Source organism: Paenibacillus sp. Soil724D2 (assembly GCF_001427935.1).
GTDB lineage: Bacteria > Bacillota > Bacilli > Paenibacillales > NBRC-103111 > Paenibacillus_E.
Genome location: NZ_LMRY01000056.1, coordinates 135,439 through 153,283, shown reverse-complemented (window position 1 = coordinate 153,283; position 17,845 = coordinate 135,439). Strand labels below are relative to the sequence as shown.

11 protein-coding genes are annotated in these 17,845 nt (G+C 44.7%); all 11 read left to right on the top strand.

Going from position 1 to position 17,845, the window contains the following annotated elements; translation table 11 throughout:
• Positions 1-78 precede the first annotated feature (78 nt).
• The 11 genes from ASG85_RS30950 (at position 79) to ASG85_RS30900 (ending at position 17,687) form a co-directional block, all read left to right on the top strand.
• Positions 79-6,423 carry an OmpL47-type beta-barrel domain-containing protein gene (locus tag ASG85_RS30950; protein ID WP_060648799.1) on the top strand — a complete coding sequence of 2,115 codons (6,345 nt, stop codon included), beginning with the start codon at positions 79-81 and terminating at the stop codon, positions 6,421-6,423.
• 167 nt (positions 6,424-6,590) lie between these two features.
• On the top strand, positions 6,591-7,037 hold the full coding sequence (locus ASG85_RS30945) for a GNAT family N-acetyltransferase (protein ID WP_057306569.1): 447 nt from the start codon (positions 6,591-6,593) through the stop codon (positions 7,035-7,037).
• Between the two features lie 1,202 nt (positions 7,038-8,239).
• Complete coding sequence (locus ASG85_RS30940; protein ID WP_057306568.1) at positions 8,240-9,022, top strand: amino acid ABC transporter substrate-binding protein; 783 nt, start codon at positions 8,240-8,242, stop codon at positions 9,020-9,022.
• Positions 9,023-9,034: 12 nt separating this feature from the next.
• Positions 9,035-9,715, top strand: coding sequence for an amino acid ABC transporter permease (locus tag ASG85_RS30935; RefSeq protein WP_057306567.1), 681 nt, complete (start codon positions 9,035-9,037; stop codon positions 9,713-9,715).
• Positions 9,716-9,728: 13 nt separating this feature from the next.
• Positions 9,729-10,481 (top strand): amino acid ABC transporter ATP-binding protein, encoded by a 753-nt coding sequence (locus ASG85_RS30930; RefSeq protein ID WP_057306566.1) that lies wholly within the window; start codon positions 9,729-9,731, stop codon positions 10,479-10,481.
• Positions 10,482-10,608: 127 nt separating this feature from the next.
• Positions 10,609-12,252, top strand: a complete 1,644-nt coding sequence (locus ASG85_RS30925; protein WP_057306565.1) for a putative bifunctional diguanylate cyclase/phosphodiesterase — start codon at positions 10,609-10,611, stop codon at positions 12,250-12,252.
• Between the two features lie 103 nt (positions 12,253-12,355).
• Positions 12,356-13,324, top strand: a complete 969-nt coding sequence (locus tag ASG85_RS30920; protein ID WP_057306564.1) for a quinone oxidoreductase family protein — start codon at positions 12,356-12,358, stop codon at positions 13,322-13,324.
• Between the two features lie 183 nt (positions 13,325-13,507).
• Entirely contained in the window at positions 13,508-14,710 is a 1,203-nt protein-coding gene (locus ASG85_RS30915; protein WP_057306563.1) for an MDR family MFS transporter, read from the top strand.
• Positions 14,711-14,821: 111 nt separating this feature from the next.
• Positions 14,822-15,886, top strand: a complete 1,065-nt coding sequence (locus ASG85_RS30910; RefSeq protein WP_057306562.1) for a Gfo/Idh/MocA family protein — start codon at positions 14,822-14,824, stop codon at positions 15,884-15,886.
• Positions 15,887-15,916: 30 nt separating this feature from the next.
• Entirely contained in the window at positions 15,917-16,777 is an 861-nt protein-coding gene (locus ASG85_RS30905; protein WP_057306561.1) for a sugar phosphate isomerase/epimerase family protein, read from the top strand.
• Between the two features lie 40 nt (positions 16,778-16,817).
• Positions 16,818-17,687 carry a sugar phosphate isomerase/epimerase family protein gene (locus ASG85_RS30900; RefSeq protein ID WP_057306560.1) on the top strand — a complete coding sequence of 290 codons (870 nt, stop codon included), beginning with the start codon at positions 16,818-16,820 and terminating at the stop codon, positions 17,685-17,687.
• The last annotated feature ends 158 nt before the right edge of the window (positions 17,688-17,845 follow it).

Here is a 17,845-nt window from a genome sequence, read left to right as displayed (position 1 = left end):
TAATTTAGGATAGCACCAAATGAAAACGCTTTATTTATGGGCGGTTGACCCAATTTGATTGGAAAGGAAGGATTATTAATGAGTCGAATTAGAGGTTCGCAGTTTCTATCTGTTTTCCTGTCTTTTTTAATGGTGATTTCGGTATTTACGGTATTTCCTGGAAAGGTAAAAGCGGACTCGCTGCAGATTCTTCCTAACAGTGGATTCGAGCAGGTTTCCGGTGGAAAACCTCTTAACTGGTCCGTTATGAGCGGGACAGTGACATCTTCAACGTACACCGTACATAGCGCAGTATACAGCGTGCAGTTAACGGACAATAGCAGCACGGCATCTGTGGGTCTGCGCAGTCAGAAGATCTCGGTTACGCCTGGCAAAGATTATGAGGCTTCCGTGTATTCATATAATGTACAGGGCAGTTCGTCTCTTTATTTGGAGTTCTGGGATGCGAGTAACACGCTCATCCTTTTTCCGACGGCCACGAATAATACTTTAAATCAGTGGAAGCAGCTCGGTATCAGTCAAACGGCGCCGACAGGAGCTGTATATGCAAGCCTGAGAGTCTATTCAGGTCAAGCGAACATCGGAACCTCCTATTTTGACGATGCAGATTTCCAGGAGTTGGTGAAGGATCCGAACACGCCACTCAGGAACGGCGGAATGGAGAGTACGATGGATGGAATGCCCCGCTACTGGGATTCTATCTTCGGCGGTAATATTACGTCTTCTCTGGAGCGGAAGCGTTCGGGAGATCGCAGTGTAAAAATGGTGGATACGAGCGCAACCGCTGGCATCGGAGTCCGAAGTCAGAAAATGCCAGTTTCAGTAGGAGGGAAGTACGAAGCGGAGGTATTTGCCTATGATGAATCGGGTTCATCTACCATTTTTCTGGAGTTTTGGGATGCCAATAACACAAATTTAACGAACGTGATTGCGGGTAGCACTTCCCAGAATGAATGGAAGCCGATTCGTGCGGTCGGTGCTGCGCCTGTTGGAGCAGCTTACGCCACGATAAGATTGTATCTGGGGGCTACTAACATCGGTACGACTTATTTTGACGATGCCAAATTCGGTGAAGCCCCTCCAGACCCAAGTCCCTATTTGAATAACGGCAGATTCGAGCTGTTGGATAATGGCAAGCCAAGTGATTGGCGTGGGGTCGACGGCACTGTGGATGTATCCAGCGAGAAGGCCTACGACGGAGTCCGCAGCATTAAAATAACCAATACCGTGGATCAGTCGGCAGGACTGCGAAGTCATCTCATTCCCGTTTCACCCGGCGTTGAATATACGGCAAATGTGTTTGCATTCACGAACTCCGGGACCGCTGAGCTGAAGGTCGAATTATGGGATGCGGACAAGGTCTTCCTTTCATCGGTGTCCCAGTCAGGTTCGACTAGTAACACTTGGATGCCCATTACGCTTAAGAGTGTTTTCCCGGCTGAGACCGCCTATATTAGCCTGCGATTAGGTACCTCGCCGCCAGCAGGAGGAATCGTTTATTTCGATAACGCGACATTCATTAGGTCAGGTGAATTGATGAATCGTAAAACGAGGACGACGCTATACAGCCAGGAAAAGGTCGCGGCCGCCCGACAAAATATACAGCAGCTGCAATGGGCGAAGAACTTGAAGGATGCGGCGGTTACAAACGCGGATAAATATCTGGTTAAAGGATTGGACTTCTTATGGAATGCGGTTCCCAGTCAAAAGCTTCCTCGCAGCTATGCCGTTAATCAGTCGTTAGGAAGTCCGATAACCGGGAAGGAAATCGATAAATACGGGAATTATCCTTATCGTATCGATCCATTAAACGACCCATGGAAAATTGTGGATCCTTCAAGCGGGTACAAGTTTCCAACGAACGACTTCGGAGCTTATTACCGCAGCGGTTTGGATGAACATGGCCTCTTCCAACCGGAGCTTGCGGACCGAAGTCTGCTTGTAAACACGCTCTATCCTGAAAAGGGACCCACTTGGGGAGTTGATGATGGCTTTGGCTGGGTAAATGAGCAAGGAATACGCTATACATTCATCGCTTACTATGTCCACTGGTCATGGTATGGGGGAGATTCTCTGATTCAGCGTTCGCTGAATGCATTCCGCGATGCTTATTTATATACGGGGGACATCAAGTATGGCCGTGCCGGTTCGATATTACTAGATCGGGTGGCGGATGTTTATCCGGAAATGGATATAAGCAAGTTTGACAGAGCGGTGTTTCTAAATTCATCGGGCAAATCTGTCGGCAATGGTAAAGTATTAGGCGGCATTTGGGAAACTGAATTAGTGAAGTCGTTTATTAGTGCCTATGATGCTTTATTCCCGGCACTCGACGACCCGGAAACCGTTCAATTTCTGAGTGCGAAGTCGACGCAATTTCGAATGGTAAATACGAAAAATTCCGGAGCAAACATTCGGCGGAATATCGAAGACGGTATCATTAAGCAAGTATTTCCGGCAGTAAAAAAGACACAAATACTTGGCAATGACGGCATGCATCAAAGTGCTCTGGCCATGGCTGCTGTTATCTACGATACGATGCCTGAAACGAAAGAGTGGCTGGATTTCATTTTTCAGACAGGAGGAGTTCTTGCCAATCCGACTCGCTTAACAGGTGGAAATATTCTAAATTCACTTGTTTCGGACGTCGACCGAGATGGGAATGGGAATGAAAGCTCACCCGGTTACAATGCTTTGTGGCTGGTAAATCATCGGTTGACGGCCGATATTTTGGAGGGCTACGATTTGTACCCGCAGGCCGATCTGTACAATAACGTGAAGTTTAGAAAAATGTTTTCCGCTATGAGTACGCTCATTTTGAGTGAAAAATTTACAGCAAATATCGGGGATACGGGTCGAACCGGAAATCCATTTATCATTGAGCGAATGACGGATTCCGTCAAAGCGTTTGAAAAGTTCGGCGATCCGATTTATGCGCAGCTAACCTATTTTCTGAATAACAATACGACCGATGGGATTCATAAGGACGTATTTTCCACCAATCCTAATGCGATCGCAAGTCAAATTCAAGAGGTAATTAACGTCAAAGGTCCACTGAATATGGAAAGTGTAAATTCGAGTGGATATGGATTTGCTGCGCTGCGGGACGGTGATAACCCGAAAGTTGATTATGGAACGAGGATTGGCTTTAGCGGCATGAACGTGTCTGCACAAAGTGTACCGACGAAGTTTGTTGATGCTTCCAGTTCCATCCAGCTTGCGGCAGCCCAGAGCGGGGAGACGGCAACTTTTGAATTTAATGTTCCAGCTACAGACGAATATGAGTTGGATGTACTCCCCGTAAAAGCGCAGTCTAATGGCATTTATCGAATTTCCATCGATGGGCAACCCGTTAAAGAGTTGGATTTTTACGGGACGGATACGAATGCATACGAGATCATCAGCCAGATGAACCTTACGCAAGGACTGCATACCATTTCCTTCGAGGGTATCGGGAAGCACCCGTCATCCAGCGCCTTTAATCTGGACGTCCGAGTTTTGAATCTTCTAAATGCACAGGCGCGTGCTCAGCGGGATGCCCGCTTGGACGCGAATAACACGCTTCGGGATGAATGGATGTTCTATGGACGCAACGTAAGCCACGGTCATGCGGACACGTTAAACGTTGGATTTCACGCGTTTGGTCTCGATTTGTCGCCAGATTTGGGCTACCCCGAATTTGCTGACAGCGTCGATATGCATCGAGCGCAGTGGGTCGTTAATACAATCAGCCATAACACAGTAATTGTGGATAAGCGAAAACAGAACACGAATCTATGGGCTGCGGAAGCTAAGCATTTTGACGATACGGACTTGGTGAAGCTCATTGATGTGGAAGCCCCTAAGGTATATCCGCAGACGACGTTGTATAAGCGGACTACGGCCATGATCAAGGCAGATGATAAGAACTCCTATACGATAGATCTGTTTCGGGTAAAGAGAGGTAATGATCATTATTTTAGCTTCCATGGAGCAGAAGGGACGGTTGCGACGGAAGGGTTGAACTTGGTTCCGCAAGCAACGGGGACGTATGCGGGAGCGGACGTACCTTACGGGCAAAGAGTCGATGATATCGCAGGGGTCGGCTATATGGGCAGCGGGTTTCACTATTTGAAAAATGTGGAACGTGATGGGTCTCCTGCGGACAAATTCAGTGTCGACTGGAATGTGAAAGATACTTGGAATATGTACGGTCAAGGCAGCGGGGCAGCAACAGACGTTCACCTAAGATTGACGATGTTAGGCAGTGTTAATGATGTAGCGTTGGCCGACGGAGTGCCGCCGCAGAATAAGATTGGCAATCCGAAAGATCTCCGGTATTTGGTCGCTCACCGCAGCGGCACTAGCATCGATAGTTTATTTACTTCGATCATTGAGCCGTATAAGGGAGAACGCTTTATTAGCTCCATCACGCCATTGATCGTTAAGCTGAACGGACAGACCGTGGATGACAGCGGGGTTCGAGCAGTAAGTGTAAAATTGAAAAACGGCAGAACCGATTATGTGGTTAGCAGCTTGGATACAAGCAAAGCTTACACGGTTGAACTGCCTGATACCGCATACTCTTTGGAGTTTAAAGGCTTTTTCGGCGTATATTCGGTGCAGGAGGATGGAAGTGCGAGCACCTATTTGCACGACGGCTCGTATATCGGAAAGAACAGTGAAGTCCGGCAGGATCGAGTTGGAGCTGTTACCGGGACAGTCGTTGACTTTACGAAGGATTTGTCACCTAATAACGAGATTATTATCGAAGCGTCCGGGCTTTTCGGCACCCCTGCCGATTTGATCGGAAAGAGCATCACCATTCAAAACGACGGTGTCCGTTATGCGTCTTACCGCATCAAAAATGTATCCGTCATGGAAGGATCTCGCTTGAAGCTCGACATTGGGGATATTACGCTTGTCCGGTCCTATAAAGATTCGAATGATTTCAACAAAGGATTTATCTATGATATTGCAAGCGGTGCATCATTTAGGATCCCGCTGACGTACAGATCAAGTCAAGTTGCGCAACCACCAGCAGATGCAATCATTTCTGCAGATATCACGGCACCGACCAACACTGATGTCACTGTAACGATTAGCTATCCGGCTGATGCAGCGGTGAGAGAATACAAAGTAGGTGCTAGCGGCATATGGACAGCGTACACATCGCCAGTAGTCGTTTCCGAAAATGGCATGATCTTTGCAAGAGGAACAGATGCGGTAGGCCATGCGTCGAATGTTACCAGCTACACAGTGAATAACATTGATAAAATAGCTCCGAGTACAACAGCCAGTTTGAGCCCGGCACAACCGGACGGACCAAATGGTGCTTATACGGGGCCGGTTACAGTAAGTTTAAGTGCAGTGGATGTTGATTCAAGTGTGATGAAAACAGAATACAGTCTGGATAATGGGACTACATTTCAGCTATATACATCACCTGTTACGTTGGATAAGAAAGGTCAATATACCTTGATCTATAAGTCAACGGATCAAGCGGGGAATGTTGAGTCTGCGCATAATCTTAGTTTTTCGCTTGCCGCAACTGCAGTAAAGGTGGAGTTAAAAGACAGTAATGGCAATCCGCTCAGCGGCGGAATAGTGAAATACTACGATGGAGGATGGAAGGATTTTGGTGTGACAGACGCTAGCGGCAGAGTAAGTAAATCCATAGCAGACAAAAGCTACACCTTCGGCATTACGTACGAGGGAACCTATAAGGAGAAGGTGCAAAATACCGGAACTGATGCGGTTGTTGTATTCCAGACGGTAAAAGTCAAGGTGCAACTGAAAGACAGTCAAGGAAATCTAATGGACAGCGGCAGCGTGAAATACTATGCGGGAGGCTGGCTGACGTTTGGTAGTACGACTGGCGGAGAGATCAGCAAGGAGCTATTGACTGGTTCTTATACCTTCGGCATGACCAACGAGGGAGCGTATAAGGAAAAGGTACAGAATATCGGAACTGATCCAATAGTCATATTCCAGACAGTCAAGGTCAAAGTACAATTGAAAGACAGCCAAGGAAATCTGATGGACAGCGGCAGTGTGAAGTACTATGCGGGAGGCTGGCTGATATTTGGTAGTACGACTGGCGGAGAGATCAGCAAGGAGCTATTGCCTGGTTCTTATACCTTCGGCATGACTAACGAGGGAGCGTATAAGGAGAAAGTACAGGATATAGGAACAGACGCAGTGGTCGTATTTCAAACGATAAAGGTCAAAGTACAATTGAAAGACAGCCAAGGAAATCTGATGGACAGCGGAAGCGTGAAATACTATGCGGGAGGCTGGCGGACGATTGGCAACACATCGGCTGGGGAGATCAGCAAGGAGTTATTGCCTGGTTCTTATACCTTCGGAATGACCTTTGGGGGAACGTACAAAGAAATTGTAAATAACATAACAACAAACCCAACGGTAGTATTCCAAATGTAAAAGGACGTCCCGCTAACAGGTACATCCTAAATCAATCAAAGTTTTGGTGGAGAAGCGCGCAATAGTGGCGGCTTCTCTTTTTTATTTCGAATAACGTACAATAATTACATTGAATATACATGCATATTTATGTATAATTATTCATTATCGAATGGAGGGAATTATGAATGCCACTTATCGTAAGAGACGCAGAACCTGATGATGAAATAAACTTGACCGAATTAATGTATGAATACATCGTTGGATTTTATCAGAAACCTAGGCCAGCCGATGGGAAAATACATAAGTTGATTCAAACCCTTTTAGAGAAACAAGTAGGAATACAGTTTGTCGCAGAACAAGATGGAAAGTTAATCGGCTTTGCTACCTTATACTTCGCATTTAGTACGATGAAAGCAGACAAAATTACCATCATGAACGACCTTTATGTCATTGAGCCATATAGAGGAACAGAAGTGGAATCAGAACTGTTTTTAGAATGTCAAGGTTATTCAAAGGATCAAGGATATGCGTATATGTCTTGGATAACGGCTCCTGATAATATACGAGCTCAACAGTTCTTTGACAAAATGGGTGGGGTTCAAGGGGAGTGGGTTAACTATTCCATCGTCTGAGTAATCTGGCCGCTGATCCGCTCGAACTAGGCGGAGGGGCTTATTTTGCATTTACTGTGGGAAAATGAGGGCGCCCTCGAACAAATAGGCGCGGAAACCGCGCTTTCAGCGAGAGTTACGCGAGCCGAAGCTTGCCGTCAGAGCCTGAGAAGCCGAAAATCGACTTCTCAGCAGTCAGTCCGGTGCGCCTACGGTTTTAGCCGAACGAGACGAACGAAAAGTAAAATAGCCCCTCAATGCGTAATTGTTAAATTTTGTGTGATATGCTATCATTGAATAAAATTATTATCAAACGGTTGTGAAGCACACACCGCTTTTCTGTACAGCGTAAGCTGTCTGGAGGAGCGGATTATTTATTTTCTGGAGGTGGTATTTAATAATAGCGACTTAAAGAGGGTCATGGACATGCGGAGAAGTTTTTTCTTGAGCAGATTTGGTGGGCGCGTTTGGACATTTTCAAGACTTGCATCCAGAATATGAAATCAAAGATTTTCGCGACGGTACGCGTTTTTTGGATTTCGCCTTCCTTCGCCACTCTCTCAGACTAGCGATTGAAATTGATGGCTTTGGTCCCCATTTCACTGATATTAGTCGCTCTCAATTCTCCGACCAATTAATCAGACAAAACCACCTCATTATAGATGGTTGGAAGATTTTTCGGTTCTCTTAGGATGACGTAAAAAACCGACCTCGCATGTGTGAACAATTAATCCAGCAATGTATTGGCAGACACTTTGGAGATGTATTTAACCATGAAATAGAGCAGAATTATTTAGGAAAAAGAAATCATCCGTTTTGCCCATGCATTAGGAAGAGCAATCAAACCTGCCGATGTTCAAAAACAATTTCAGTTCCGACAAAGAAAAGCACAAGAAACTCTTAAAGGGATGTATCAGAAATCACTCCTTGAACCAGCAGGGAAAGGCCATGCTCGTGTTCGATGCTATAGAGTAGCACAGCACGTTCTTTCGAGTTGGGAAGATTTTGGGGGGCTGAGAAGCAGAGTTCCGGCCTTCAGATTCTACTGATGGGCTTCAGCTCGTAGCTTGTTAATCTACGAATCCGTACTAATTCTGATTCGGCTTACACTTTTCACTGGTTTACTTTTTCCCCCCCAAAAACAATTTTTTTACTTAAAATTCCTTCACATGGGGAATAATACCTTTATCTCAAAAAGGGTTATTTCACAGGGGGTTATTAGGATGAAAAAATTACTCGCAACAACAGCAGTTACGGCAGTTCTCCTGACTTCAATAGGCTGTAGTACGACTAAACCAAACGCAACACCGTCTGCATCTTCACCGAGTAAAGCCGAAATTACGATCGGCACAGAAGGTACTTATGCACCTTTCACTTTTCATGATAAGGCTGGCAAGCTTACAGGTTTTGATGTTGAGACAGCAGAAGAGGTATGTAAACGGATTGGCATGACGCCGCGTTTTGTTGAAACCAAGTGGGATGGCATGATTGCAGGACTCGATGCGAAGCGGTATGACATGGTAGCCAACGAAGTAGCTGTTCGCCCTGATCGTTTGGAGAAGTACGACATGTCTACGCCTTATATTGTTTCTCGCGCTGTTCTTGTGGTGCATGCCAATAATACGAATATCAAGACGTTGGATGACCTTAAAGGCAAGAAGGTTGGACAATCCCTCGATAGTAATTATCGGAAAATAGCGGAAGAACACGGTGCGGTAAATACAGTTGTGGAGGGTTTTAATCAAGCGATCGATCTTCTGACTTCGGGCAGGATCGATGCGACGCTTAACGATAGTTTGTCCTATTTGGATTTGAAAAAGCAGCGTCCCGAGCTGCCGATCAAAACGGTGTATGAGGAGCCATCCGCGACCAGTAACGCCTTTTTATTCCGCAAAGGAAGCACAGATTTAGTCAGTAAAGTTAATAAAGCTTTGGCAGACATGAAATCGGACGGTACATTGGTTCAAATTTCGCAAAAATGGTTCAATGCAGACGTAACGAAGTAAGGACCTAACCTAATGACAAATGAACGTCTAGAGCGAATTATAGGGATCCTGTCCGATTCCTTCTTTCCTATTATAAAGGCGGGGCTTACGTACACAGTTCCGCTTACTTTAATCACATTTGCACTTGGACTTAGCTTAGCTTTCATCACGGCGCTTGCTCGATTATCGGATTTTGCCATTCTACGTACGATAGCGAGATTCTATGTTTGGGTTTTCCGCGGCACGCCATTGCTTGTCCAGTTGTTTATTTTATTTTATGGTTTTCCGAGTTTGGGAATAACGCTGGATCCTTTTCCGACAGCTATTATCGGATTCACGTTAAATAAAGGAGCCTACAGCTCCGAAATTATTCGCGCCGCGATATTGTCGATTCCCAAAGGCCAAAGTGAGGCCGCTTATTCGATCAATATGACGAAATGGCAGGCGATGAGGCGCATCATTTTACCCCAGGCTGTGCGAGTCGCTATTCCTCCATTAGGAAATTCTTTCATAAGTTTAATCAAAGACACTTCTTTAGCCGCCACGATTACGGTTACGGAAATGTTTCAGAAAGGGCAGCAGATTGCAGCTGTTACTTATGAGCCATTATGGCTTTATATCGAGGTAGCCTTCGTTTATTTAGTTTTCAGTACCGTTCTTTCCTATTTCCAATCCAAGCTTGAAATCCACTATGAACGAAACATTGCCAAGTAAAGGGGGGGCCAGCATGATTCGAATGGAAGGTATACATAAACATTTTCATGACCTCCACGTCTTGAACCATATTGATTTGGATGTTGAAAAAGGGAGCACGACCGTTGTCATCGGACCTTCTGGTTCCGGCAAAACGACCCTATTAAGATGTCTGAAATTATTGGACTTTCCAGATCAGGGGACCCTCTCGATAGCCAAAGCGACGATGACATTCTCAGGTGAAGTCAAATTGAATAAGACGGACATCCGTTCCATCCGTAAACACACGGGTATGGTGTTCCAGAACTATAACTTATTTCCCCATCTAACCGTCTTGCAAAATATTATGGAAGGCCCTGTTATTGTCCTTAAAGAATCCTCGAAAACTGCTAAGGATAAGGCTTTATCCATCTTAGCTAAGGTTGGACTTAGTGATCGTGCCGATCATTATCCTCATCAATTGTCTGGCGGACAACAACAACGGGTAGGGATTGCTCGGGCCATGGCGATGAATCCTGAGGTACTATTATTCGATGAACCAACGTCCGCGCTTGACCCGGAATTGGTAGGCGAAGTGCTAAAGGTGATGAAGGACCTAGCTTTTGAAGGCATGACGATGGTCATTGTGACACATGAGATGGGCTTTGCCAAAGAAGTAGCGGACCAAGTTGTCTTTATGGACCAAGGCGCGATTGTGGAAAGAGGAACACCAGCCGACATTTTTGATGCTTCAACGAATGAACGGACCTTGCAATTTTTGAGAAAAGTGAATCGGAAATCAGATTAAAATTAATAGGTGAAGATAGTCTTTAAAAGAAAGTATGGAAGGAAAATGAAGTTTTCTGTCGAATGCTATATTCCAGTCAACTTAGAGACAGTTATAAGGTTGTTGTGAGTATAGAGGAGTCGTTTGTATGATAAATCCTGCGAATAAATTACTTGATGTTAAGACACTCCTAAGCATGATGGATAATATGGAAGACTCGGTTTACATCATGAGTGTTGATGGATCGGATATAAAATACTATTATGTAAATCGCGCTGCTACGAACTTTAGCGGAATTACAATGGATGCTGTTGGACTAACATTTTTTGATGCAAACTCGAGCCAGATGGCGAATTACTTACATAAGAAATATACGAGAGTGGTTACAGAAAGACGAACCATTAAGTACGAGGATGGCGTTGTGCTGCCCAATGGTATGTTAAGCGGAGAAAGTATACTTACACCTATTTTTAATAAAAGCGGTGACATGGAGTTCATCGTTACTGTCACTCGTGATATTACCGAGCGCAAACAACACGAAAATTTGCTTTATCATTACGCCTATCATGACGATCTTAGCAAGCTATATAATCGAAGATTCCTGCTTGAGCATGTGCATAATCCAGCAATCATTTATCTACTTGATCTGGACTATTTCAAAAACATTAATGATATTTTCGGACATGATGTAGGTGATACCGTACTCGTGGAGGTCGCTAATCGTCTTGTTGAGAAATTTGGTACGGAGTATACACTTGTACGATTAGGCGGGGATGAATTTGTCGTTGTAGCAATGGGGGAATCTGGATCAGCAGAGGAGACTGCCGACCAAATTAATCAACTTTTTGCGGCTCCCTTTACAGTAAATGATCATCCATTGAAGTTAAGTGTAAGTATTGGTGTGGCTCAAAGTGTGAATAATGAAACCGTCCAAACCCTGTTAAAACAAGCGGACATTGCCTTGTATAAGGCCAAAGGGGCGGGTAGAAAAAGATATCATATTTACGAAGCTTCATCTAAATACGACCACGTTGAGAATTTCATTCATGAGATTGCTCTCTCAAGCGCGGTTGAGAAAGAAGAATTGCATTTGCTTTATCAGCTTATTTACAATCCGGTTCGGGAGGAATTCATTGGAGCTGAGGCTCTGCTAAGATGGAACTCTGCCGAAATGGGAATGATTCAGCCGAATGACTTTATTCCGGTCGCTGAAGAAACTGGTTTGATTATTCCGATTGGATACTGGGTTATCCGGCAAGCTTGTAAGGATTGGCATCTTTTAAAAGCGGTATACGGTCCTCAATTTAAAATTTCGGTCAACATTTCGAGGATTCAATTAAACGAACATCTTTTCGTTGATCAAATGCTTCAAATATTGAAAGAAGAGCATGTGGACCCGCGTAGGATAGAGTTGGAAATAACAGAAAGCCAAACGATTCATTCGATGGAAGATGTCCAACAAACGTTGCGAAAATTGCGTGCTGAAGGCTTTACTATTGCCTTAGATGATTTTGGAACCGGCTATTCCTCGTTAAGCATGTTAACCTTGCTGCCGATAGATAAGTTGAAGATTGACAGGTCTTTCATTTGCGAAATGAATGTCTCTCTGATTTCAGCCATTTTAGCTATGGCCCATGCACTGAACCTGCAAGTAATCGCAGAAGGCATCGAGACATATGAACAATATAGGATGTTAAAGGAAATGAATTGTTGGGGAGTACAAGGTTATTATATCAACAAGCCAGCCCAACTTGCCTCATTACCCAAAGAGGTGGTTGCTACAAAGAGATGAGAGGTCAACGTCCAGTGTACGCGCTGGTGATGTTGATCTTTTTTGCTTTAAAAGAGGAATATGATACAATTTTTTAGCAAGATTAGCCTGTTGGAGGTAGTCAATGAAAGCACTAATTTTTGAGCAGTTTGGTGGGCCAGAGGTTCTGCAATATGTAAACATTCCTGAGCCCAGCTTAGAACTAGGCCATATCCTAGTGAGAACGGAAGCCATCGGCTTAAATTTCGCCGACATATATAGGAGACGAGGCAACTATCATTTGGCTGGGCAACCACCTTTCATTCTAGGGTATGAGGGCGCCGGCATTGTCGAACGAGTAGCTTCGAATGTGGACCAAATCAAGGTCGGAGACCGAGTTGCCTTCGTGGATGTTCCTTTTGCCAATGCCGAATTGGTTGCTGTGCCAATAGATCGTGCTATACCTTTGCCTGTGGCTATCACGTTCGAACACGCCGCGGGTATATTGCTTCAGGGAATGACGGCGCATTATTTGGTGAATGACAGCTATCGCGTTCAATCCGGCGACGAAATCGTCGTACATGCTGCAGCAGGTGGCGTTGGACAGATTTTGACACAGCTGTGTAAAAGTAAAGGGGCACGAGTCATCGGTTTGACCTCTTCGGAAGCCAAAAGGGAAATAGCCTTAAAAGCCGGTGCAGATGAAGTTCTAAGTTACGACAGCGATTGGGTAAATGGGGTCAAGATTTGGTCCAGTGACAGTCACGGCGTAAATGCCGTTTACGATTCAGTAGGATCCACGTTAATGGATAGTTTCGCTGCTGCCAAAACGAAGGGAGCAGTCATTTTCTATGGCATGGCTGGAGGCGATCCACCTTCTATTGACCCAAGAATGCTCATGGACACCTCAAAAACGCTGACGGGAGGAGACCTGTGGAACCATGTGACCACCTTGCAGAATAGAATCGAGCGTTCAAACGAACTTTTTGATGCGCTGCGGCGAGGGACTATTCAAATAGAGAGCCTTACATGCTTTCCTTTGAGGGAGGGCGCGGAAGCTCACAGACTCTTAGAGAGCAGGAAAAGCACAGGTAAAATCTTGTTAATCCCTTAACAGGGAATAGGCGGCAGAATACGGTATCTAACGTATTCTGCCGCCTTTTTGGGTTAATTTAAACCCTGAATATGAACAGCAATAATATACCCAAGCCTACATAAAGAAAGCCCATATACAATCCTTGTTAGATCATGTATCTTGTAAAAATTGACACATCGCATCGTACAAGGAAATGAGGAAATGCTCTTGTTAACAGCTATGAATAGGCTAACCGCTATTAAACTTCCTTTTTGGGTCATGTTTATGAATACATTCAGCATGGCGGTCGGATTTTATATGATGATTCCTCTGCTTGCTTCGTATTTACTGAATGATCTACTGCTAACCGTCACGATGGTTGGGGTCATATCAGCTATCCGCAGCTTCAGTCAACAAGGGTTGTCTGTTTTCTGCGGCACATTGGCCGACAGGCTTGGGTATAAGCGTACGATTTTGATAGGTTTGTTTATTCGTACGTTCGGTTTCGGATTATTCGGATTCGTTGATCATATTCCGGGTTTAATCATAGCATGCTTCTTCTCGGGTTTAGGCGCAGCATTATTTCAACCAGCTAGTTATGCCTATTACGCAGCGCTTTCTACACCGGAAAACCGGATTACGGTATACTCGATACGTGAAATGTTAAGTAATTTGGGATTTGTGGTGGGGCCGATACTAGGCGCGTTTTTTATGGGTTTTCGTTTTCAATATGTGAGTATAACGGCCACGCTGATTTTTGTATTTTCGTTCATGTTAAGTCTTTTCTTTTTACCGCAGATTAAATCTGAACAAACAAAAGCCAAATACGTAGGTATTTTGCCACAGATGAAAAAAGTGCTGCAGAACCGCAGTTTTATACGATTCATGGTGTTTACTATGATATCCTGGTCGCTTGTAGCACAGCTATACATTGCCGTTCCATTTCGAGTGAATCAGATTGCTGCAGGAGCCAATATCGGGTTCATTTATAGCTGCGGAGCCATTGTGATGGTACTATTGCAGGTTCCTTTTTCTAAATTAAGTCAGACTAAGATGCAGCCCTTTGGCGTGCTGTCACTAGGTACGTTACTTATTTCGGCGGGGCTGTTTACAATTGGGATGTCGGGCTCGATGTTGGGGATTTATGCGGGGGTCATTTCATTAATGCTCGGGCAAGTGTTTTGGCAGCCAATGATGAATACAATGGTGTCTGAATTCGCTGGGACAGGAAGTATAGCCAGTTATTTTGGTTTTAACAGTTTTGCTTTATCCATCGGCGCTATGATTGGGAATGTTGGCGGGGGTTATTTGTACGACTTGGGGAGCATGCTCGGTTGGGGCGCTCTTCCTTGGTTCAGCTTCTTCATTGTTGGACTTGCTAATATTTGCTTTATGCTCATAGAACTGAGATCTCATTCTAAATGAAAGCCTTTTTTTGACCATATAATCCATGGATATGCTCATCCTATGCATTCTACCTCAGCAAAAATCATGCTATCCTGATTGCATATGACACGAAGGAGGCAAGTATTTACAATGAGCCTAAACAAAATGAAAATTGGTGTAATCGGTGCAGGATCGATATCCGATATGCACTTTGAGTCCTATGTGAAGCAAGCAGACGCAGAATTGGTCGCCGTATGTGATTTGAATCGTCAAAGAGCGGAGGATAAAGCCGCCAAATATAATGTGGAGCATATTTACACGGATTATCGGGAACTCCTGGCCAATCCAGAAGTGGATGCTGTAAGTATTTGTACATGGAATAATACACATGCCGAGATTAGTATTGCAGCTTTGCGTGCTGGCAAGCATGTTTTAGTAGAGAAACCGCTTTGTAAAACCGTAGAAGAGGCTGAGCGTATTCAAGACGCTGTTCGTGAAACAGGGAAAATTTTGCAGGTTGGTTTTGTACGGAGATATGATACCAATGCTCAGCTCGTTAAGCGCTTTATCGATAATGGCGATTTGGGAGAATTGTACTATGCCAAAGCTTCGTGTCTTCGTCGATTAGGTAATCCAGGAGGCTGGTTTGCTGACTCGGAACGATCCGGCGGAGGACCTTTAATCGATATTGGTGTTCATGTAATTGACTTATGCTGGTACTTAATGGGGAGACCGAAACCTGTATCGGTCAGTGGTCATACGTATAACAAGCTGGGAAATCGGGCGAATGTGCGCAATCTTTCCTTTTACAAAGCCGCTGATTATAATGTTGATTTGAATACCGTTGAAGATATGGCCAATGCCTTAATTCGGTTCGAAAATGGGGCTTCCCTTATGGTTGATGTTAGCTTTACCCTTCATGCCAAAAAGGATGAGATCGCGGTCAAGCTGTACGGAGATAAAGGCGGAGTGGAATTGGAGCCTGAACTTGTCCTCGTCACGGAAATGCTGGATACCATTTTGAATGTAGCGCCACAGACAGATAGCAAATCGATTAACATAACAGAAGCTTTTAATCAGGAGATCAGTCACTTCTTATCCTGTTGTAGAACTGGGAATTCACCGATTAGTCCAGTTGAAGATGGACTTACCATGATGAAGATTCTTTGTGGTATTTATGAATCAGCTGCCAAAGGTCAGGAAATCAGATTATAACTATCTAGGATCAGAAAAGGAGGAACGGATATGAAACTTGGCGTTAGTACGTATAGTTTATTTCAAGCTCTGAAGGCTGGAGAAATGGACATTTTTGGTGCTATTGATTGGATTGCTGACCAGGGTGGCGAACATGTTGAGATTGTACCCCTTGGCTTTGATTTACCTGGGAATTTGGAGCTTGCAGATGAGATTCGCCTTAAAGCACAGTCGCGTGGCATCGAAATATCTAATTATGCGATTGGAGCAAACTTTCTAACGGATTCTCAAGAGGCCTATGAACAGGAAATTAAACGGGTCAAAGGGGAAGTTGATCTCGCTGCAAGGCTTGGTGTACAAAGAATGCGCCATGATGTCGCATCAAGTGAGGATCGTTCTATTGCGAACTTTAACAAAGAACTTGAGCGTATGGCGGAGGCCTGTCGGCAAATTGCTGATTATGCTTCGCAATATGGCATCATAACGAGCGTCGAGAATCACGGATACTTTGTGCAGCATAGTGACCGCGTTCAAACGTTAATTCAAGCCGTCGATCGTCCCAATTTCCGCACAACGCTTGATGTGGGCAATTTTATGTGCGTAGATGAAGATTCCGTTGCAGCGGTAAAAAATAATCTGCCCTTCGCATCGATGGTCCATGTGAAAGATTTTTACCTTCGTCCTTCGTACCAAAATCCAGGCAAGGGTTGGTTCCAGACCTTACAAGGCAATCATTTGCGCGGCGCTATTGTGGGCCATGGTGATATTGATATGAAAGAAGTACTGCGCGTTATTAAAAGCTCCGGCTATGACGGATTCATTTCCTTGGAATTTGAAGGCATGGAGGAATGCAAAATGGGTACGATGATTGGGTTGCAAAATATTAGAAGGCTATGGGAAGATGTGGAATAGGTAATAAAATTCAGCGATACGAAAGGTGTGTTAATGCAATATGGGGAATCCGATTGGCATTATGGTTGACAGTCTGCGACTAGGCTTGCGTGATGGTTTGAAGAAAGCCAAAGAGCTCGGCGCAGACGGGGTACAAATATATGCAGTCTCAGGCGAGATGGACCCGGCGAACTTATCACCTCAAGCGCGCAAAGAACTGAAAGCATACATCGAGTCATTGGGGCTTAGCATCTCTGCTTTGTGTGGGGATTTGGGCGGTCATGGCTTCCAAGATCAGTCCGTGAATGCCGACAAAATAGAGAAATCAAAGCGTATTCTCGACCTTGCGGTTGAGCTGGGAACCAAAGTCGTAACCACTCACATCGGTGTCGTACCTGATCAGGCCAATGGCCCTATCTATGAAACGATGCTGCATGCGTGTGAGGAATTAGGCGTGTATGCAAGCAGCTTAGGCGCTTACTTTGCCGTAGAAACCGGTCCAGAAACAGCTGCACACTTGAAAAGCTTTCTAGATTCGTTGTCCACTAAAGGTGTTTCCGTTAACTTTGATCCAGCGAATATGGTGATGGTGACTGGTGATGATCCTGTTCAAGGGGTTATCACGTTGAAAGATTATATTGTCCACACGCATGTGAAGGACGGTGTCCGACTGCGTCAGGCTGACCCTCGTGAAGTCTACGGTTCACTGGGTTATCAACCGATGAGTCACGAGCTTATCGCCGAGGCAGCGACATCAGGACCCTATTATCGAGAGCTCGCACTAGGTGAAGGTCATGTCGATTTCGGTCGATACTTTCAAGCGCTTCGTGACATTGGTTACACGGGCTATTTGACCATTGAGCGTGAAGTTGGGGAGAAGCCTGAAGTAGATATTGCCAATGCGATTGCGTTTATTAAGAAATATCAATAATACATCAGGAAAGTATCGGTAAGCAACGGCGAATCATCAGTGAATTATCAGAAAATCAACGGTGAATCATCAGTGAATTATCAGAAAATCATCTGTAACTCATAGGACTGACAAGAACTTCGCAATTTTGCGGGTTCTTTTTTTATCTGTGCATGGAC

Coding starts and splice junctions, on each gene's coding strand:
- ASG85_RS30950 (WP_060648799.1), top strand. CDS start 79: ATGAGTCGAATTAGAGGTTCGCAGTTTCTATCTGTTTTCCTGTCTTTT.
- ASG85_RS30945 (WP_057306569.1), top strand. CDS start 6,591: ATGCCACTTATCGTAAGAGACGCAGAACCTGATGATGAAATAAACTTG.
- ASG85_RS30940 (WP_057306568.1), top strand. CDS start 8,240: ATGAAAAAATTACTCGCAACAACAGCAGTTACGGCAGTTCTCCTGACT.
- ASG85_RS30935 (WP_057306567.1), top strand. CDS start 9,035: ATGACAAATGAACGTCTAGAGCGAATTATAGGGATCCTGTCCGATTCC.
- ASG85_RS30930 (WP_057306566.1), top strand. CDS start 9,729: ATGATTCGAATGGAAGGTATACATAAACATTTTCATGACCTCCACGTC.
- ASG85_RS30925 (WP_057306565.1), top strand. CDS start 10,609: ATGATAAATCCTGCGAATAAATTACTTGATGTTAAGACACTCCTAAGC.
- ASG85_RS30920 (WP_057306564.1), top strand. CDS start 12,356: ATGAAAGCACTAATTTTTGAGCAGTTTGGTGGGCCAGAGGTTCTGCAA.
- ASG85_RS30915 (WP_057306563.1), top strand. CDS start 13,508: ATGCTCTTGTTAACAGCTATGAATAGGCTAACCGCTATTAAACTTCCT.
- ASG85_RS30910 (WP_057306562.1), top strand. CDS start 14,822: ATGAGCCTAAACAAAATGAAAATTGGTGTAATCGGTGCAGGATCGATA.
- ASG85_RS30905 (WP_057306561.1), top strand. CDS start 15,917: ATGAAACTTGGCGTTAGTACGTATAGTTTATTTCAAGCTCTGAAGGCT.
- ASG85_RS30900 (WP_057306560.1), top strand. CDS start 16,818: ATGGGGAATCCGATTGGCATTATGGTTGACAGTCTGCGACTAGGCTTG.